Source organism: Streptomyces sp. NPDC057565 (assembly GCF_042801455.1).
Classification (GTDB): domain Bacteria; phylum Actinomycetota; class Actinomycetes; order Streptomycetales; family Streptomycetaceae; genus Streptomyces; species Streptomyces yanii.
Genome location: NZ_JBHVFU010000098.1, coordinates 1 through 18,664, shown reverse-complemented (window position 1 = coordinate 18,664; position 18,664 = coordinate 1). Strand labels below are relative to the sequence as shown.

At 67.6% G+C, this 18,664-nt stretch carries 14 protein-coding genes and 6 pseudogenes; 12 read left to right on the top strand and 8 right to left on the bottom strand.

Annotated features, from left to right (window positions below; all coding sequences use genetic code 11):
* Positions 1 to 216 precede the first annotated feature (216 nt).
* The 5 genes and pseudogenes from ACFU8W_RS49685 to ACFU8W_RS49665 all read left to right on the top strand — a co-directional run bounded on the left by ACFU8W_RS49685 (position 217) and on the right by ACFU8W_RS49665 (position 4,787).
* A complete protein-coding gene (locus tag ACFU8W_RS49685; RefSeq protein WP_384052459.1) occupies positions 217 to 501 on the top strand; it encodes a hypothetical protein in 285 nt (94 codons plus the stop codon).
* A complete protein-coding gene (locus ACFU8W_RS49680; RefSeq protein ID WP_384052458.1) occupies positions 498 to 1,172 on the top strand; it encodes a restriction endonuclease in 675 nt (224 codons plus the stop codon). Before ACFU8W_RS49685 ends, ACFU8W_RS49680 begins: the two co-directional genes overlap by 4 nt.
* Before the next feature lie 742 nt (positions 1,173 to 1,914).
* Positions 1,915 to 2,823, top strand: coding sequence for a YceI family protein (locus ACFU8W_RS49675; protein WP_384052461.1), 909 nt, complete (start codon positions 1,915 to 1,917; stop codon positions 2,821 to 2,823).
* A 220-nt stretch (positions 2,824 to 3,043) separates the two neighbouring features.
* A pseudogene (locus tag ACFU8W_RS49670) lies at positions 3,044 to 3,280 on the top strand (TetR family transcriptional regulator); the annotation flags it as partial.
* Between the two features lie 184 nt (positions 3,281 to 3,464).
* Positions 3,465 to 4,787, top strand: coding sequence for a cytochrome P450 (locus ACFU8W_RS49665; protein ID WP_384052460.1), 1,323 nt, complete (start codon positions 3,465 to 3,467; stop codon positions 4,785 to 4,787).
* A 303-nt stretch (positions 4,788 to 5,090) separates the two neighbouring features.
* Here the strand turns inward: ACFU8W_RS49665 and ACFU8W_RS49660 are convergent.
* Positions 5,091 to 5,772, bottom strand: a pseudogene (locus ACFU8W_RS49660) (IS6 family transposase); the annotation flags it as partial.
* A 280-nt stretch (positions 5,773 to 6,052) separates the two neighbouring features.
* Between ACFU8W_RS49660 and ACFU8W_RS49655 the strand changes: the two are divergent.
* The 3 genes from ACFU8W_RS49655 (at position 6,053) to ACFU8W_RS49645 (ending at position 8,896) form a co-directional block, all read left to right on the top strand.
* Positions 6,053 to 6,886, top strand: a complete 834-nt coding sequence (locus ACFU8W_RS49655) for a hypothetical protein (RefSeq protein WP_384052457.1) — start codon at positions 6,053 to 6,055, stop codon at positions 6,884 to 6,886.
* Positions 6,887 to 6,994: 108 nt separating this feature from the next.
* On the top strand, positions 6,995 to 7,525 hold the full coding sequence (locus ACFU8W_RS49650) for a carboxymuconolactone decarboxylase family protein (protein WP_384052456.1): 531 nt from the start codon (positions 6,995 to 6,997) through the stop codon (positions 7,523 to 7,525).
* A gap of 81 nt (positions 7,526 to 7,606) precedes the next feature.
* Positions 7,607 to 8,896 (top strand): MFS transporter, encoded by a 1,290-nt coding sequence (locus ACFU8W_RS49645; protein ID WP_384052455.1) that lies wholly within the window; start codon positions 7,607 to 7,609, stop codon positions 8,894 to 8,896.
* A 556-nt stretch (positions 8,897 to 9,452) separates the two neighbouring features.
* Here ACFU8W_RS49645 and ACFU8W_RS49640 read toward each other — a convergent pair.
* The 3 genes and pseudogenes from ACFU8W_RS49640 to ACFU8W_RS49630 all read right to left on the bottom strand — a co-directional run.
* Positions 9,453 to 11,048 carry a multicopper oxidase family protein gene (locus tag ACFU8W_RS49640; protein ID WP_384052454.1) on the bottom strand — a complete coding sequence of 532 codons (1,596 nt, stop codon included), beginning with the start codon at positions 11,046 to 11,048 and terminating at the stop codon, positions 9,453 to 9,455.
* Positions 11,049 to 11,121: 73 nt separating this feature from the next.
* Positions 11,122 to 11,553, bottom strand: a complete 432-nt coding sequence (locus ACFU8W_RS49635) for a hypothetical protein (protein ID WP_384052453.1) — start codon at positions 11,551 to 11,553, stop codon at positions 11,122 to 11,124.
* A gap of 231 nt (positions 11,554 to 11,784) precedes the next feature.
* A pseudogene (locus ACFU8W_RS49630) lies at positions 11,785 to 12,134 on the bottom strand (MFS transporter); the annotation flags it as partial.
* Between the two features lie 215 nt (positions 12,135 to 12,349).
* On the opposite strand from ACFU8W_RS49630, the gene ACFU8W_RS49625 reads away from it, so the two are divergent.
* Both ACFU8W_RS49625 and ACFU8W_RS49620 read left to right on the top strand, forming a co-directional pair.
* On the top strand, positions 12,350 to 12,889 hold the full coding sequence (locus ACFU8W_RS49625) for a winged helix-turn-helix domain-containing protein (RefSeq protein ID WP_384052452.1): 540 nt from the start codon (positions 12,350 to 12,352) through the stop codon (positions 12,887 to 12,889).
* Positions 12,886 to 13,428, top strand: coding sequence for a transposase (locus ACFU8W_RS49620; RefSeq protein ID WP_384052451.1), 543 nt, complete (start codon positions 12,886 to 12,888; stop codon positions 13,426 to 13,428). Before ACFU8W_RS49625 ends, ACFU8W_RS49620 begins: the two co-directional genes overlap by 4 nt.
* Positions 13,429 to 13,458: 30 nt before the next feature.
* Here the strand turns inward: ACFU8W_RS49620 and ACFU8W_RS49615 are convergent.
* Positions 13,459 to 13,776 (bottom strand): annotated as a pseudogene (locus ACFU8W_RS49615) (transposase); the annotation flags it as partial.
* Between ACFU8W_RS49615 and ACFU8W_RS49610 the strand changes: the two are divergent.
* A pseudogene (locus ACFU8W_RS49610) lies at positions 13,777 to 14,618 on the top strand (DNA polymerase III subunit alpha); the annotation flags it as partial.
* 136 nt (positions 14,619 to 14,754) lie between these two features.
* Here ACFU8W_RS49610 and ACFU8W_RS49605 read toward each other — a convergent pair.
* From ACFU8W_RS49605 to ACFU8W_RS49595, 3 genes are all read right to left on the bottom strand, one after another.
* Positions 14,755 to 15,291, bottom strand: coding sequence for an SMI1/KNR4 family protein (locus ACFU8W_RS49605; RefSeq protein WP_384052450.1), 537 nt, complete (start codon positions 15,289 to 15,291; stop codon positions 14,755 to 14,757).
* A gap of 84 nt (positions 15,292 to 15,375) precedes the next feature.
* The gene (locus tag ACFU8W_RS49600; protein ID WP_384052449.1) at positions 15,376 to 16,788 is read right to left on the bottom strand and encodes a hypothetical protein; all 1,413 of its coding nucleotides are present in this window, start codon (positions 16,786 to 16,788) and stop codon (positions 15,376 to 15,378) included.
* Positions 16,789 to 17,634: 846 nt separating this feature from the next.
* Positions 17,635 to 18,198 carry a dihydrofolate reductase family protein gene (locus tag ACFU8W_RS49595; RefSeq protein ID WP_384052448.1) on the bottom strand — a complete coding sequence of 188 codons (564 nt, stop codon included), beginning with the start codon at positions 18,196 to 18,198 and terminating at the stop codon, positions 17,635 to 17,637.
* Between the two features lie 243 nt (positions 18,199 to 18,441).
* On the opposite strand from ACFU8W_RS49595, the pseudogene ACFU8W_RS49590 reads away from it, so the two are divergent.
* Positions 18,442 to 18,664: pseudogene (locus ACFU8W_RS49590) on the top strand (hypothetical protein); the annotation flags it as partial.

The window sequence follows — 18,664 nt, the reverse complement described above, 5'->3', positions numbered from 1 at the left end:
CGTTTCGTACCTTCGCAAGTCGAAACGTAGCCGGGGTACGGCGTGTTCTGCGTATCAGCCCTGGTCAGCGACCCATGGAAGCGACAGGAGAGCCGTTTTTTAGACACTCCGCCCTACGTGACCGAAAGGGATCTTCTCCTGACGTGTTGTCAGTGCAGGCTGGTTTGATGAGTCGGTTGCGCAAGGGGGCGCAGCCCGTGGGGGAGGGGGACGACCATGCCGTGGGTCAACGGGTATGTACGGCGGGACGGTACGAAGGTGCGAGGGCACTCGCGCTGGGCGGCGGGGGCCCGCCGGGAGATGTCCACCCTGGTGATGTTCGGGCTGGCGGTCGCCGTGATCGGCAGCGCCCCGAACAGCAGCGCTGGCGGGAAGAGTGATTTCCCCCGGCCTGCTTCGACCGTGTACCCGGTCAAGTTCCCCGGCTGGAACAAGGCGCCGGCGCCCCGGCCGCGGCCCACGGTGTCCTACCCGATCCCGTGGGACCGGAGTAGCCGGTGAGTGGCCGGCGCCCGTCCCGTTCGCGCAAGCGCCGGCAATTGCGCGTCGGCGAGGCCCTGGTGCTCGTCGCTGTCATCCTGTGGGTTGTCGGCCGGCTGCTGCACTGGCTGGCCGGGCATCTCTGGATCATCCCTCTCACCCTTGCGTTGGCCGCCGCGGCCACTGTCCTGTGGCAGCACACCCGGACCCAGCAGGCCCGGCAGCGCCAGGAGAGCGTCCGCTCCCTGCGCTACCCGATGACCCGCCTCGACCAGCTGCACCACCGCGATTTCGAGCACGCGATACGCGACCTGATGTACCGCGACGGCTGCACGGATGCCGTCCAGGTCGGCGGCGCCGGAGATAATGGCGCCGACGTCAAGGCCACCGACCCCTACGGCCGACGCTGGGTCATCCAGTGCAAACACCGCCAGGCCGGCCTGGACGGAGCCGCCGTCGGAACACCGGACCTGCAGGTTCTCAACGGCACCGGACGCCCCGTCCACAAAGGCGACGTCATTGTCCTGGTCACCAACGGCCGCTTCTCCAAACCCGCCCAGGACTTCGCCAAGTCACAGCGCCTGCACCTCGTGGACCGGGCAACCCTCGCCACCTGGGCCGGCGGACACCGCCCCCTGTGGGAGCTGCTGCGCGCTGTCCCGCTTCCGCGACGACCGAACTCTCTGTCTTGAAGAGCACGGAAGGCCTGCAGCGGTGTCCAGTCACTGCAGCCGTTCGATGGAGGCTGGGGCCAGGGTGCGGATGCGTGACTCGGGTACGTCGCCGCTCAGGGCGCGAGCGGCCATGCGACGCCGGGTGTGGCTGGGCCACCGAAAAGGGCATAGAGTCTTTCGAGTCCCTGGGGCGATGCCCCCGACGCGGGTGTCCTTGCGGAGTTCGGCGGATCTGCCGGCGAGTTGGCGAGGCCGGGTTGTCATCATGATGCGCAGTACGTCTCGCCGACGCGGGGATCGAGGTCGCGCTGACCGGAGTCCGGATGCCGAGAATGAACTCGATCATGGAGAGGTGGGTGCAGACCTGTCGGCGCGAGCTGCTGGACCGCACCTTGATCTGGACGAGACAGCCCGCCTCGACATACGACGATCCGATCGCCTCGGCGGCATTCCCCACGAGTACGAGCATGCCGCATGACCCGCACAGACGGGGTTATCGGTAAGGGCAGCGTCACCAGAGAACAAACCAGCACGAGTTCAGCCGACATCGGCGCAGGGCATATCGGGTCATTTCAACGCCTAGAACAGGGAGGGCGTTCGGTGAAATTCGGTTGAACGGCGAACCTCCCATTGGGCTACCGACTGTGTGGGAATTCTCTACGGATCGTTACTGGTCCGTATCGCGAGCATGCTGCGCGGCGATGCACCAACGCCTGTCAAGGTGAATCGGCTTCCACATAGGACACGGAAAGGCGCGGACATGTTCAGCCTGTTGCGACGGCGAACACAGACCTCCGAAGGCGGGTTAGCCCTTGAGCGCGGGGCGTTGGGTCTGCCCCAGGGCGGGGGGCGCTTGGAGTGCCAAGTGGTGGACCCGGTAAGGGTGCCGTTGCAGGCCTCGGTAACCGTCCTGGACCAGGAGGGGCGGCCGACAGCAGAGGGCAGTACCGATCCCTACGGCCTGTTCAGCGCAGCCGTGCCGCCCGGTGACTACGTCATGTCGGTGGTCTGTGACGGCTTCCAGCCGCGCCAAGTCCCGGTCCAGGTCCTCGCTGGAGCGCGCGCTTCGACCGGGGTGATCGAGCTGGCCGTGGCGCCGCTGCCGCCGACTCCGGGCCCGGGGCTCTGGGACATCGATCCGGATCACACTGCGATCCGGTTCGTGGCCCGGCACCTAGGTCTGGCGGAGATTCACGGCCGCTTCAACCGCTTCTCGGGCCATCTGTGGATCGCCGATCGTATGCGGGAGTCCCAGATCGAGGTCTACATCGAGACGGAGAGCATCGACACCGGCGTGCCCTCGCGTGACGGCCACTTGCGCTCGCCGGACTTCCTTGACGTCGCCGCCCACCCGGACCTGATCTTCACCGGCAGCGACTTCGTGCACCGCGGCGGCTCTCACTGGACGGTCACCGGGGCCCTGGAGCTGCGCGACGTCTGCCGTACCGTGACGCTGGACACCACCTACCTGGGCCTGCGCACTGGCATGGAGGGCGAAACCCGAGCAGCCTGCAAGGCGGTCACCGAACTGCACCGAGAGGACTTCACCCTCACCTGGCAGAAGATGCTCACCCGCGGCATCGCCGCCATCGGCTCCACCATTCAGATCGAACTAGACATCCAGGTCGTGCAGATGTCACAGCCCACCGGCCGACTTCCGGGCGTGTAGCGGCGCTCGAGACGAGGCCACACGGCTGGGGCCGCATCCACCGCTACCTCGCCCGGTCACCCCTGGGCCGGTTCATTCCCAGGGTCGGCAAGCGTGTGCCGGGAGCTCAGTCCCACGCAGAGGAGGCACGCGGTCTCTGCGACCGCACCGGTCGGCGGCGTCGCGCTAGGGAAAAGGCAGGTCAGGCGTGTTATAGGTCTCGCATACGGGACTGACAGGACTGAGGTCGGCGTCCGTCGTCGCGGCCCACAACCACGTGCAGCTGCGCCGATGGCTGCGAGGCGAGTCGTCCGATCCAGCCACGGAGGTCGACGAAACGATGCGTGAGGTGTTGGCGCTGTTCCCGGCGCCCCGGTTCCAGGCGGAGAACGGGCGCGGCACCACCGTCGTCGCGTTCCGCAGGGTACAGGACATCGAAGCCCTGCTCCCCGCGCTACGGCGCCTCGTCGAGGGATAGTCGTGTGCGGGAAGGCCTCGGACGGGCCGTCCCGCATACCCCGCATGCCATGACACGCCGGATCAGGATCGGTGTCGCCAGCGAGAAGCGCCAGCAGGCTTGTAGAGACCGATCCCGTGAGTAACTGAGTGATGCTGCGCACACACGGTCGGAGACCCCGCTTCATGCGTGTTAGCTTCCGGCCGTGATTTCTCCGGCGGTGGATGCCCTCAACCCCGTTGCCGCAGCGGCCGAGCGCGGCCCGGCGGCCGGCCCCGCGTCTTCCGACAACACTGATCCGCTGGGCCTGCTCGACTTGTTCGGTGCCCCCTTCGTAAGTGACCCCTACCCCTGGCTGCACCTCCTACGGTCCAAGGCTCCCGTGCACCACGACCCCGCGACTGGGCTGTGGCTGGTCAGCCGCCATCAAGACATCAGGCGAGTCCTACTCGATACCGATCGATTCCTCCCGGACAACGCCCAGAACGCAGCCACCCCGCTGCCCGTCGCCGTGATGCGGGTCCTTGTCCGCGCCGGCTTCGCTCTTCCGCCCGCGCTTGCCAACAACGGGACCCCCGGCCACTTCGGGCTGCGCCGAGTGGTCACACGGTTTTTCAATGCGCAGCGTGTCGCGGCTGCCGTACCGGTGGTTGAGCGCATCGCCGACGAACTGCTCGACGCGGTGCGACCCCAGTGCAAGACCACCGGCGGCTGCGACCTGTTCAGCTCTTTTGCGCAGGTCCTTCCATGCAGGGTGCTGATGGAACTCCTCGGCATCCAAGGCGTTGAACCCGCCACTTTGATTGGCTGGAGCGACGCCTCACTGGAGCTGTTTTGGGGCAGGCCCCCACTCGAACGGCAACTGGAGCTGGCAGAGCTTGTCGCACAGTTCTATCAATGGCTCACCGTGACCCTGCGCAGTGACACCGCGCCTTCCGGCTCGTTCATCGGAGCGCTCGCCGGCCACCGCCTGCCCGACGGCAGGCCGCTGGACGTCGACACCGCGGTTGCTGCATGCTTCTTCGTCTTCATTGCCGGCCAGTCCACTACCGGGCAACTCATCGCGACCGTACTCCGCCGGGCGCTGACCGAGCCCGGGATCTGGCCGCGCGTGGCCGGGGAGGCGGGCCTGGCTGAGGCATGGGTGGAAGAGGTCCTGCGACGCGAGCCGCCCGTGACCACCTGGCGCCGGGTGACCGCGCAACCCACTCGACTGAGCGGCGTAGGGCTGCCGGCCGGCGCACAGTTGCTGCTGATGCTCATGGGCAGCGGTTCGGACCCGACGGTCTTCTCGAACCCGGAGCTGATGTGCCCACACCGGGCGAACATCCGCCAACACCTGGCATTCGGCGCTGGTCGCCACCGCTGCCCTGGTGCCTCCATGGCCCGCACAGAGGCGGTGGTGGCCCTGCGCGCGGCAGCGCGCCGCCTTCCGGACATTCGACCGGCGGACGAAACGGCGGAACCTCCCATGCTCGACCTGCTGTCGTTCAGAGCACCATTGCAGGTGGCGGTGAAACAGCCATAGGCGGTATGGCGCCGACGTGTAGGCCACGCTGAGCGCCGAATGTACCGAGGCCCCGGTGACCGCGTCGGTCACCGAGCAATTGTCAAATCCTGTGGACCGGTGGCAAGGCCGCGGCCGGAGCGGTCTTTGGCTAGACGGAAGGTGTGCCTGGCTGGGCTTTGTCAGGTTGAGCGAGTGCTCGAGGGTGTGAGCCGGTTCGACGTGTTTCGGCTTCGGTGGTGACAGCGGCTCAGGCTGCGGCGGGCAGGCTGGCGACGTGCCGGTGATCTGGTCCCGGATCGCGAAGCGGATGATCATCTCGGCGCGGTAGTTCGGGGCGGTGAGGAGGTGACGGCGGGGTCGGAAGTGGGGGTGAGATGCCGCTGAACGCGGCCAGGAACCGTTGTGCGGCACCCACCGATCGGAAGCCTTTCATCGCGCGCTCGTGTTGCCTCGTCGGCTGGTGGGAGTTCTCGGCCCGGTTGTTCAGGCCCTTGTGCGAGCGGTGTTCGACCGACGGCATCTCGTGGCGGTGGGCGGCGCCGTAGGAGCGGAGCTTGTCGGTGATGATCACCCGGGGCACCGACCGGGTCTTCTTCATCAGCTTCCGGAAGAAACGCCTGGCCGCGGCCGCGTCCCGCCGGTTCTGCAGCAGGATGTCGAGCACGTTCCCGTGCTGGTCCACGGCCTGGCACAGGTACCGCTGCACGCCGTTGATTTTGACGAACACCTCGTCCAAGTGCTACTTGTCACCAGGCCTCGGACGGCGCCGACGTAGAGCAGCGGCATAAGCCGGGCCGAACGGGCGCGTCCACTGGTGGACTGTCTCGTGGCTGACCTCGAGGCCGCGCTCGAGCATCAGCTCCTCGATGTCGCGCAGGCTCAGGTTGAAGCGGTGGTACAGCCACACGCAGTGGGAGATGACCTCCGCAGGGAAGCGGAAACCCCGGTACGACGGCGTCACCACGGACAGCCTCTCCAGCGATTCGACCAGACGGATGATCATGCCGCCTGAGAAGGCCACCACTCAACCTGACAACGCCCGGTGAGGTCCTGGCCACCGCCGAGCCGTCCGGCCGCGGCAGCCACCGCCGGGGCAGCCATGCCGACACACCAGCGCCACGGTGCCGGCAGGCGGGTGACTCCATCCGGTGGATCCACGTTGGTAAGCCCTCTCGCAAGATTTCAACCGTCGAGGCTCCCGGAATACCCCCGGGGGGTATATGGTTGTGATCGTTGTCCTGAACGGACGACGCCAGAAGGCGCATCACACCAATGGAGACGTCATGAGGAATCACTCCGCCCACGACCAGACCAACCACGGCCACCACGGCGGAGCCCGGCCCGGAGGGCTGTCGGTCTCCGAGAACGGGTACACCCTCGAACTCGACTCGACGATCCTCACCGGCGGCGTGCAGCCGGTCAGCTTCCGGGTGATCGGCCCGGACGGGCAGGCGGTGACCGCGTTCATACCGGAACACGAGAAGGAACTGCACTTCATCGCCGTCCGGCGCGACACGGCCGGGTTCCAGCACGTGCACCCCGTGATGGACGGGAAGGGCACCTGGAGCGTCGAACTGGCCCTGGAACCGGGGGACTGGAGGTTTTTCACGGACATCCACCCGGTCGGCCACGACGGGCCCATGACGCTGGGGATCGACGTCGCGGTCGCCGGACCGTACGACCCGCGGCCGCTTCCCGAGGCCACAGGGATCGCGCAGATCGGCGAGTACACCGTCGTGCTCGACGGCGAACTCCTGCCCGGCGAGGCGAGCGAACTGACCCTCACCGTCAGCCGGAACAACCGCCCCGTCACCGACCTGCAGCCCTACCTGGCCGCGTACGGACACCTGGTGGCCCTGCGGGTCGGCGACCTGGGCTACCTCCACGTCCACCCGGAGGGCGAACCCGGTGACGGCACCACCGCACCGGGACCCGAGATCGCCTTCATGGCCGTCGCGCCTTCGGCCGGCACCTACCGCCTGTACCTGGACTTTCAGCACAACGATGTCGTCCGGACAGCCGAGTTCACCGTACGGACCACCACGGCCACCCCCCGTCCGGACGCGGCACCCCTGGCCGCCCCCGAGCACGGGAGCCACCACCACGGCCACCACTGACCGGATGAACGCCACCGATCAGCTGCCGCGGCACACGACGCGGCCAAGGGGTGCTCGACCCGTCGCGCCCCACCGTCCCGTCACATCCCCGACAGCGGAAGGAGCGTCATGCCACGCCTGACCCGACTCACGCCCGACACGGCGGTCGGCGCCTCGCGTGACCTCCTCGCCGACCTGGTCTCCCGCCATGGCCAGATCGGTGACATGGTCTCCACGATGGCGCACTCGCCGGCCGTACTGGGCGGCTACCTCCAGCTAAGCCGGGCCATGGGGCGAGCCAAGCTCGACCGCAGGATCAGCGAACGGATCTCGATAGCCATCCAGGTCCTGCAGGGCTGCAGGCTGTGCCTCGACGCGCACGTCAGTGGCGCCCGCGCCTTGGGAGTGGACGAGGAAGAGATCGAGCGAGCCCACGCAGGCACCTCGGTCGATCCCGCGATCGCGGCGATCATCGCTCTCGCCCTCCAGATCTACCGCGAGCCGACGTCGATCACCGACGAACAGGTCACCGCGCTGCGCGAGCACGGCTACAGCGACCGCGCGATAGCCGATGTCGTCGGCGTCGTCGCACTCAACATCCTCACCGGCGCCTTCAACCTCCTCGCCGGCCTCACACCGGGGAGCGACACCGGTGAGTAAAGACAACCCCGCCTGTACACGCGAGACATGGCCTCCACCCCGGGGCCGCGCCCCGCCGCATGGACACGGAAGGAACCCGCCATGCGCCTGTTCGCCATCCGCGACTACCGCCACCTGTTCGGTGCCCAAGTCATCGCCCTGTTCGGTACCGGGCTGACCACAGTGGCCCTCGGGCTGCTCGCCTACGACCTCGCCGGACCGCGCGCCGGCATGGTCCTCGGCACCGCCCTGACCATCAAAATGGTCATGTATGTGGTCATAGCCCCGCTCGCTGCCGCATACGTCGACTGGGTCCCCAGGAGAACTCTCCTGGTCCTCCTCGACGTGGTCCTCCTCGACGTGGTCCGCGGCGCGGTGGTCCTGGCACTGCCGCTGGTCACCGAGGTCTGGCACATCTACGTCCTGATCGGCCTGCTCCAGACCGCCTCCGCGGCATTCACCCCGACGTTCCAGGCCGTCATCCCCGACATCGTCACCGACGAGTCCGACTACACGCGTGCGCTGTCCGCCTCCCAAGTCGCCTCCACCATGGAGAGTCTGCTCAGCCCCGTGCTGGCCGCCGTCGCCCTGACGTTCATGACCTTCGACCGGCTGTTCCTGGGAACGTCCGCCGGATTCCTCGTCTCCGCGCTGCTCGTCCTGTCGACGCACATCCCCGACGCCCGCCCCAGCACCCACACCAAGGCGTGGGACAAGGCGGCAGCAGGCATCAGAACCTTCCTCCGAACGCCGCGACTGCGCGGCATCATGGCGCTCAACCTCACGGTCGCGGCCGCCGGCTCGATTGTCGTCGTCAACACCGTCAATTACATCCGTGACGTGCTCGGCGGCTCGCAGTCGGACGTCGCCTGGATGCTCGCCGCCTCCGGCACCGGAACCCTCCTGGCCGCCCTCGTCCTGCCCCGCGTTCTCGACCGGATCGCCGCCCGCACCGTCATGATGACCCGCGCCGGAGTCCTGGTCGGCGGCACGACCGCCGCGGTGACGCTCATCGCGGCCGGCCTCACCGCATGGACCGGTACGGCGATCATCTGGACCGTGATCGGCATCGGCATGGCACTGATCATCACCCCGACAGGCAAGGTCCTGCGCGCCTCCGTCGGCCGGAACGCGATCCCCGAGGCATTCGCGGCCCAGTTCTCCCTGTCCCACCTGGCCTGGCTGATCACCTATCCCATCGCGGGATGGCTCGGCACGAGCGCCGGCTTCACCCTCGCCTGGTCCGTCCTCGCGATCCTCGCCGGAGCGGGAGCGACAGGTGCCCTCCTCCTGTGGCCGCGCCACGACGGACGAGGAGTGACGACCGCACCCGCGACACCCGCCCGGTATGCACCCAGCAAGGACCGGTCCACCCTGGCCAAGGCCGCGTGAAGCGCCGCGTACAGCGCTCTGACCGTCTGCGTCGCGCACACACGCTGCTGGCCGGACACACCGATACCCGAGAAGGCCGTGACCTCTGTCCCGCTCCGCGCGGGCGGCGGCCACGGGCTTCTCGGGTATCGGCGCCGCCATTGCCGTCCTCAGCGTCGTGGCTACGCTCGCCCGGCTCCTGGGCCACGTCCCCGCTCTCGTCCTGGTCGCGCGACGTACCTCGCCGACCATTCGGTGCTGGAGTTCCGTCGCCGTCGTTTCGGGGCCGGCAGCTGACCGCATCAGCTGACTACCGACGGCAGGCGTGACCGGTGCGATCTCGAATGAGGTACCGGACGGCGAAATCCTGGCAGGCCAGCTCGACGAGGTCGTGGTCACCGCGAACGGCGGACCTGATGCCTGATGGCTTGCCGAGAACATGGCCGTGGACACGGACGTGCTGGTGGCCGCGGCGCGCCGGGCCAGTATGTACGAGGCTCAGCCAGTCGGCTGAGACAGAGTGAGGAACGGCCTGGCCAGGAGGCCCAGCCAGGCCGTTCTCCGTAGGTGTCCCGGTCTACTTGAGGTAGCCGAGGACGGTCATCATCCCTGACTCGGCGTGGTAGACGTTGTGGCAGTGGATCATCCACAGCCCGGGGTTGTCGGCGTCGAAGTCGACGTCGAGCCGCTTCCCCGGCAGCACGATCGAGGTGTCCTTCCGTGCGCCGCCGTCGGCGAGCGCGTACGTGTGGCCATGCAGGTGCATGGGGTGCCACATCGTCGTGCTGTTCACGAACGACAGTCGTACGCGCTCGCCGGAGCGAGCCGCGTAGCGCTGGGCGGGGTCGTACTTCTTGCCGTTGATGGCCCAGTCGTACTTCATCATCGAGCCGGTGAGCTTGAACTCGATCGTCCGGTCCGGACGCCCGGGCTCAAGCCGTACGGGCTCGGCTGCCTTCAGCTGACCGCCGTGGACGACCTTCCCGTCGAGCTCCTTCGGGCGTACGGAGGCGGTAGGCGCAGCGCCGCCGCCGGTGCGCAGGACGGCGAGGGCAGAGCGGCGTTTGCCCTCGGCGAGCGCGGTAAGGGGGAAGGTGCCATCCCCGACGGTCACGACGGCGTCGATGCGCTCGCCCATACCGAGCAGGAGTGCGTCGGCCTGCGTCTGCTCGACGGGGAAGCCGTCGGTGTGCGTGACGGTGAGCTTGTGGCCGCCGAGGGCAATACGGAAAGCAGTGTCGCCGCCGGCGTTGATGATCCGGAGCCTGATCCGGTCGCCGGGCCGGGCCATGAAGGTCTGCGGCTTGTCCGGCGTCCGGCCATTGATCAGGTAGTACGGGTACCCGACGTCTCCGGCATCGCCGCCGAGCAGGTCGCTCGATGCGCCCATGAGCATCCGGGAGGGACCAGAGGGCTTCGGCGAGGGGGACTTCCGGGTGGTCATCGACATATTCGACATGTCGTGGCCCTCCATGCCGCCCGATCCCCCGTGGTCCATGCCTCCCATGCCCCTGCTCAGCTCGGCAAGCACGGCGTCCGGAGTGGAACCGTCGACGCCATCGACCCAGTCGTCGAGGACGATCACCCACTCCTTGTCGTACTTGAGCGGTTCCTTGGGATCTTCGACGATCAGTGGGGCGTACAGGCCGCGGTCCTGCTGAACGCCGGAGTGCGGATGGAACCAGTAGGTGCCGGGGTGGGAGACCGCGAAGCGGTAGTCGAAGGAGCCACCCGGCTTGATGTCGCGCTGAGTGAGACCGGGGACACCGTCCATGTCGTTGCGCAGGGCGAGTCCATGCCAGTGGACGGAGGTGGCCTCGGGAAGGTTGTTCGCGAGGGTGAGCGTCAAGGTGTCGCCGGCGGTGACCCTGACTTCCTTGCCGGGGAGGTCGTCCCCGTACGCCCATGACCGGACGGCGCGTCCCGCGCCGAGGTCGAGCGGGGTCTCGACGGCGGTCAGTTTGAACCGCCGTTCCGGGCCGGGCTTGCGGAGTGCTTCGGTCGCGGTGACCTCCTTGCTGTCCGGGCTGAGGTAGTCGGCGCTCGACGACATGCCACCCCCGACGGAGGAGTGGTCCATGTCGCTCATGGAACCTGAGCAGGCGGTCAGCAGACCGGTGCCGGCGGCGGCGAGGCCGGCGCCGAGGACGGTACGACGGGTGAGTCGGGACATGACTGTGAAACCTCTTGAGGTGGTCGTTGCATGAACAAGGCTTTTCGCTCACGACGTGGAGCGGCCGGTCTGCCTATATGCGCAACAACGAGAGGCGGGTCAACAGGGGCTTGGGCGACTCGGGCGGCGGGATCACGCAGAGGGCATAGGCAAGCCGCACGGCAGTCGGCGGCTCGTCGGCCGCACAGCGTCGGCCTCGGCGTACGAGCGCGCCACGGACCGCCAGCACGATGCCGACCCCGGCGCCAAGCACCGCCAGGCACACGCCCGCGAAGCCGACCCCGTGCGCGGGGGCGGGATCAGGGTGCGTGGCTTGGCCGGCGTCGGCCACCATATGCTCCATTGCGGCGGCCACATGCCCGCCTGATACGTGCGTGGCATCCACATGCTCGCCAAGGTGGCCGAGGCCGTGCATCAGCACGATGCCGACGAGCAGCGCGACGGCGAGCACAAACCGACCCCACCACGTCGCAGCCCTCGGGCGCCTCGTCACCTCGGATTCCACCCACTCATCATACGGTGGGGGGGGTATGCGGTGCGTTAGTGGGAGCGGTGACGGTGGTGCCTGTGGCGACCATGGGCCGGGTCACGCTGCACCTCGGACCCGCCCACCCCCACACGCGACGCCCGTCTGCAGCTCGTCACGGCCGCTGTGTCCCGGCCTCGTGAACCGGCGGGCGTCCGGCAGCTGCCCGGTGAGCGGGCACGTTCCGATAGGGGTCGACCGCAGTGGTGGCTACGTACGGTTTGCGTGGTTGGCTGGAGCTTCTGCGGCGTGGAGCGCATCCTCTGGGCGATGATTCTTCCCGAGCAAGGTGCCTATGAGAACAGCACCGAGCGTAAGGAGGGCGGCAGCGACGATGAGCGCGACTGAGAAGCCTTCCGTTGCGGTCAGGGCGTCGCTTTGGCGCGAAGCCAGAGCGACAAGCACCGCCACCCCACGGCGCCGCCGACCTGTTGAACGGAGCTCAGGACTGCCGAGCCGAGTCCGGCATTCTCCTCGGTGGTGCCCGTGAGCGCGGCGACGGTCAGGGCGGGCAGACTCAGTCCGCATCCGAGGCTCGTGACGAGCATGCCGGGGGAATGGTTTGAGTGGAAAGCTGGCTCGACAACGGATCCCCTGGTCAGGAACGTCTTGGGCGACTTCCTTTTACCAGGGGATCCCGCCCTGCACTGCCAGAACCACTCATCTCGGACCGCCCTTGACTTGGCGGCTGCGGCGTTACTGATTTCGGCGTTTCGGGGTCTGGATTTGTGTCGGGACCGGTGACGCGGTACGTCCGGGCTGGTACGCCGGAGGCATGCGGTATGCGGACGGGGGCGGGCTGACCGCCGAGCAGCGCAGGCGCCGGGAAGAGGTGCGGATGCGGGCCGTTGATCTCTTCGAGGAGGGCGTGGAAGTCTCGTGCATCGCCCGGGAGTTACGGGTGAGTGAGAAGTCGGTCTACCAGTGGCGCCGCACCTGGAGGACGGGCGGACGCGAGGCGCTGCGTTCCAAAGGCCCCTGCGGCTACGACTGTCGGCTCGGCCCTCACCTGCAGGCCAGGCTCGCGATGTGGCTTGATGAGGGGCCGGCCGCGCACGGCTGGGTGGACGGCCAGGTGTGGACCGCCGCCCGGGTACGCACGCTGATCGGGCGGAAGTTCCACCTCTCCTACAGCGTCTTTGGGGTCACTCGGCTGCTGCACCGCATGGGCTACAGCGTGCAGATGCCCGCCCGGCCCGCCGCCGAACGCGACGAGGACGCGATCACCGCATGGCGGGAGGTGACCTGGCCGGAGGTAAAACCCTCCGGGCGGCGACCGGCGCGTTCATCTGCTTCGAGGACGAAGCGGGCGTGACTGGTCGGCCGCCCAAGGGCCGCACCTGGGGCCGGCGCGGTATCACCCCGAGGGTCAAGGTGTCCTGCCGCAGCCGGGGACGGCTCTCGGTGGCCGGTCTGCTGTGCTTCCGGCCGGGCCTGCCCGCCCGTCTGTGCTACCGGCTGCGTCGGCATACCGGCCGCAGGGGCGAGCGTCGCTCGCTGGGCGAGGCGGACTGCATCCGCCTGTTGGATGGCGCCCACCAACTGCGCAAGGCTCCGCTGATCGTGGTGTGGGACCGGCTGAGCACCCACATCTCCAAGACGATGAAGGCACTCGTTGCCGAGCGGGACTGGCTGACGGTGGTCCTGCTGCCCGGGTATGCGCCCGACCTCAACCCGGTGGAGGGCCTGTGGGCGCACATCAAGCGGAGCCTGGCCAACCTGGCCGCCCGCACCCTCAGCGAGCTGGAGACTCTGCTCCGCAGGCGGCTCAAGGCGCTGCAGTACCGGCACGGCATCCTCGGCGGATTCCTCGCCGGGACGGGCCTCGCTCTCGACAGACCGGACGGACCCTAATACGCCGAAGTCAGTAACTTCGTGGCATTGGCGGTTGAACAGGTTGCGCTGGGCGGCGGCATGCCAGTCTCCGTGGTTGTCGCGCCGCCTGCGGTAGTGCGCCTTCGCGCCGGGTGAGGCGGTGATCGCGGAGAAGGCCCACAAGTAGCCAGCATGGTTGAGGCGGTCGTTCGTCACCCACCGGCGGGTGATGGACGACTTCTTGCCTGAGGGGCGAGTGATGGGTGAGGAGCCGGCGTATGCCTTCAGGCCGCGGGCGTCGGCGAACCGCTGCCGGTCGTCTCCGATCTCGGCCAGTACCCGGGCGCCGAGTTGGACGCCGAGACCAGGGAAGCTGAGGATCACGTCGAAGCCCAGCAGTACGGATCGCTGTCGGACTTCTGGCAGCGGGCCCGTCCCAGCAGGCCCATCGCCGAACGCCTCGCGGAGATCGGCGCCTTGAACTCTCTCCACGACGGACGTCTCACGCGCCGCGACCTGCTGCTGCAGATCGCCGAACTCCACCGAGCCTCTCGGACCCGGTCTGCGGGCAAGGGACAGCTGCCCCTCGACGCGGGTGCCGTCGGCGGGGCGGAGCCGAGCGGTCTGCCGGAGATGACCGGTCGCGAAGCCCTGAGCGCCGAACTGAGCACGCTCGGCATCGACGTCTCCAAGCATCTGATGGAGCACCACCACCGGCTGCTGCGGGAGATCGGCGCGACCCACGCGGCCCATCTGGCCGGAATGCGCGCCGGTCAGCAGGTCCTCGTCGCCGGTGTGCGGGCCTCGACCCAGACCCCGCCGATCGCCAGCGGTAAGCGGATCATCTTCGTCACTCTGGAGGACGGTTCCGGCCTGGTCGACCTGGCGTTCTTCGAGGACTCCCACCCGGCCTGCGCGCACACCATCTTCCACAGCGGGCTGCTGCTGGTCGCGGCACGGTCCAGGTGCGCGGCACCCGTCGTACCGTCGTCGGCACGATGGCCTGGGACCTGGACGAGATCACCGCGGCCCGTCGGGACAGCGGTCCCGAGGCCGCGCTCGCCCTCCTCGGCGAGAGCCGTCCGCATCCGACTCCCGCTCAGCCGCAGCGCACCCTGGTCAACGGCACCACCGGTGCCCGGCTGCACCCGTACGCCGATCGAAGCCGACAGGTTCCCGAATTCCTGGAGGGGATCGAGCGTGAACCTGCCGGTCCTCTCGGGGCATAGGCGGGTGTGTGCGATGGGTTCAGTGACTTCGCGGGACACCCTCGAGCATCCGGTGTCGGCGTACACCCTTGCGTGCACCACAGGGCACGGATGTGCGTGCATACCTTTGGCTTTTACTGTGCTACGGAGCAGTCACTCAGCGACACAGCTGGTCAATCGTGTTCTCGAAGTCAGGGAACTCTTGGGCGGCCAGTTCGATCACATCGGCAGGCGGGCGTCGGCCTTGGGGGGCGAAGCGTTCGGCGATGGCGGCACGCTCCGGGCTGGGTCGCGGACGCCAGTCAGGCTCGTACGTGTCAGTGAAATCGGGGATCGCTTCGAAGGGGCCGTAGCCGCCCGCAAGCAGCCACAGGAAGTCGGCCAAGTCTCGTGCGACGACGGCGGGCTCGCCCTCGGAGCCGAGGAAGACGATGGGCTGATCGGCAAGATCCTCATCAGGGCGGACAAGCCAGAACGCTGCGTAACCTCCGGCGCCATTCTGTCCGAACACCCGGAAATCGTCACCGGTCAGTTCCGTGTTTCCGGTCCATGCGTGAATCCAGTCTGTGGTCTCGTCAGCAGACAGGAAGCGGGGGAAGGGCTCGAAATCAACCCCGTCACCGGCGTCGTAGCTGAAGGGGACAGCGAGCGCGGCGGCAAGCGCATCTGGAAAGCCGCGATCATCGGTGGTCATCACTGGCGCAGAGTATCGGCCGGTCAGACCGTGGTGACACTCGCATTGGCACGCTCGCCTGTACCAACTGGTGACGCACACTTCTCAGGGTTGAATCGGATCGGGCTGCTTGTCGGGGTGCGCCGCCATGACGTACTTCATGGCCGTCGACGTCGCCAGCCCGAACACGTGTATCAGATGGACGGGATCCGCAGTGTGTCGGGCTTCGTCGTAGATACGGTCCTGACGCAGCCTGCTGGCGCTGATTCCGACCCGCTCGAAAACGGTCTTCGTGACCTCGGTACTGATCTTCGGCCCGGCCTCGTCAGCTGCGGAGACCCTGCTGACCAGCAGGTGGGGGTTGGTGGTTCTGGGCCAACGACGGTGTCGCTCGCGAAGCCATGCTGTCGCCAACTCGGTGGTGAGCTCGTTGAGATAGACGATGTGATCAAGGCTTCCCCGGCGGCGGACACGCAGATGCCCGCGGGCTCGGTCCAGGTCGTTGAGCAGCAGCGACGGCAGGTCGTCGTGGGCCAGGGCGTGGATGGCGACGAGCGCGACGATGAACTGGCTCCTGATGTCGTCGACCTTGCCCAAGATCCCCTTGAGCCTGTCCGAGGGAAGAGGTACTGGGAGTCGAACTGCCTGGGGAATGGAGACGCTGCGGGCGGGGTCGCGAAAGATCTTTCGTTCGCGTCGCAGAGCCCGGAACAGCGAGCGAAGCGGGGGATGGACGGAGTGCCGACGGAAGTGGGGCAGGTCCAAGATCACGGTTTCGATGTCCTCTCTGGTGATCTGCCTCAAGTCGGTTGCCCCGGAGGCGGCCCACGTCCTCAGGATCGGGGCCGCGTTCTGGACGTAGACGTAGATTGTCCCGGAGGCGAGAGCGGGGTTGGATCGACTGCCTTGGCCGAGGAGAACGTCGATCCAGATGTGAGCCGCGTCGGCGAACGGGCCAGGAAGCGAGTCGGCAAGTTTCCGGGCACGGACCAGTTCAGCGTTGGTCACCGGCCGGGGCTTCAAGAGGGCACGCTGGCGCAGGAAGCAGACCACACGCCGTCCGTTGTGGTGGCCGCTGAGGGTGGCGATGACGTTGACGTCCTCTTCGCGGATGTGTGCTTCGACGCCAAGTTGAGCGGTCAGCACGCGCAGCGTGCGCAGGCTCCCACTCCCGGCAAAACGGGGGTCGACTTCTTGTTCGCGCAGGTAGTCGGAGAAGTCGCTGAGCAGCGCCTTGGCCTCTGGAGTGAGCGCGTACTCGTCTTCGGGATGCAGCCGGCTCCAGTCCCGCAGAGGTGTGGGAAACAGTTCCAGTTGCGCGGGGTCGATGACGTGGGGCGATGTGGGCCGTCGGGCGAGCGAGACCGCCCGGAACCTTCTCTGCTTCACCCTGAGGCGGCCCTGAGAGCGCCCGCTGAGGTATCTGTCGCTTCTGCGCAAGGCGAATTCGCGGCCGAACCAGAGCTGATCTCCGCCGACCAGGGCGATGCCGCTGACATCGATCTCGGTTTCCTTCAACAGCAGGGTGCAGAAGCGGCACTTACCGTTCTTCAGCGGCAGGCGACGTTGGCATCGCTCGCACTCGGACACCTCGGGGTGCGACTGCCGCCAGCCGCGGCATCCGAAGCAAAGAGTGAGTCGGTCATTCGCCCAGGCCAGGCAGTGAGTGCAGCTGCCGTCTGCGACCTCGGGGTGGCGGGGCATGTCCGCGCCCCTCAGTTGGGAGGCAGGGAGCGGCGCAGGCCTCCGCTGCCTAATGGGCAGTGAAGCGAGGCACTGACCTACCGCTACTGGGGGACTTGGTCCCCCTCGTGTGTGGGGCGGTGCCACTCTTACGGACCACGCTTGAACGCTGCCCGGCACGAGATGCCTGAAGCCAGACGAGCGGGTCCGATGTGGCGGCAGTGGCCGGTGCCGGGAGAACCGCATGACGCTCCCGCGGCCTGGACCTTCTGAGACAGAGCCGACCCCGGCACCCGGCCGCTGTCGCCACCTTCGGCATCCGCTACCCGTGACATGACGATCGGATGAGCGGATCGTTGCAACTCGTAGTCCGAGCCCCTCGCGGGGATCACCTCTCAACGAACCGTGAGCCTTCAAGCTCCGGGAGAGACCGAGGGCCCCGCGGGCAGCTGGGGTCACGAACGGCTAATCGGATGACGGGCCATCAGAGCCCTTCCTCCGGCTCGAGAACCCCAGCGTGCTGAACTAGGAAGAGTTGCTGAGCGGTGAGAGTGCTCGACTACGCGCACATCGCGAGTAGACGTGCCGGACTACATCCGCTCCCTACAACCCCGGTGTGGGGAGATCGCCGCGACGGTGAGAGGAAACACCCATCCAAGCCGTGAGACAGCGGGAAGCTGCTCAGCGCCTCGTCTCGTACCTGGTCAGGACCACGCCGCCGGGAAGCGTCCGCGTCTCCACCAGGTTCAGGTTCACCCAGCTGTCCAGCGCGGTGAAGAACGGTGTGCCGCCGCCCACCAGGACCGGATGGGCGGCGATCACGTACTCGTCGATCAGCCCGGCGCGCATGGCCGCCCCGGCGAGTGTTGCGCCGCCGATGTCCATCGGGCCGCCGTCCTCGGCCTTGAGCCGGGTGATCTCGGCGACCGCGTCGCCGGTGACCAGGCGGGTGTTCCAGTCGACCTTGTCGATCGTCGAGGAGAACACCACCTTCGCCATGTCCCGCCAGCGGCGCGCGAACTCGATCTCCGCCGGGGTGGCGTTGGGCTGCTGGTCGCCGGTCGGCCAGTAGGAGCTCATCGTCTGCCACAGCTTGCGCCCGTACAGCGTCAGGTCGGTCGCCTGCAACTGGTCGGACCAAGACTGGAAGAGCTCGTCGCTCGGCACGCTCCAGCCGATGTCGTCGCCGGGCGCGGCGATGTAGCCGTCCAGGGACAGGTTCATGCCGTAGATCAGTTTCCGCATGGCGCCAGCCTTCCGTGAGTCGGTCTCACGCGTACAGACCGGCGCGGCGCGGGAAACTCATCGGTGCGCGATCTGAGCTCACATGTAGTCCTCGTGCTCGGTGGTCAGCCGCAGACTCATCGTTCCGCCGAGGAAGTGGCATCGATCTGAGACTGATCTTGGGTGACATCGCGGTGAGACAACAGAGAACCAGCAGGTCACAGAAGATCGACATGTCATCGGCGGCGAGACCCTACACCACTTGTGGGATCTCAAGTTCGACTGCACAATCTCACCGCCCGCTTCATATCGACTGCACTCTCCGTGTTCCTCGACGAACTCGCCCACCGCGCACGGCACATCCAACTGGCCGGCGAGCCCCGTCGCAACACCTCCCACCGTGTCTGGGGCTACGCCTCCCTGCCCGTCTCACTCTCCGCGCGCGGATCATGGGTGAGCTATCCTGCGCGCATGCGCGGACAGTTCA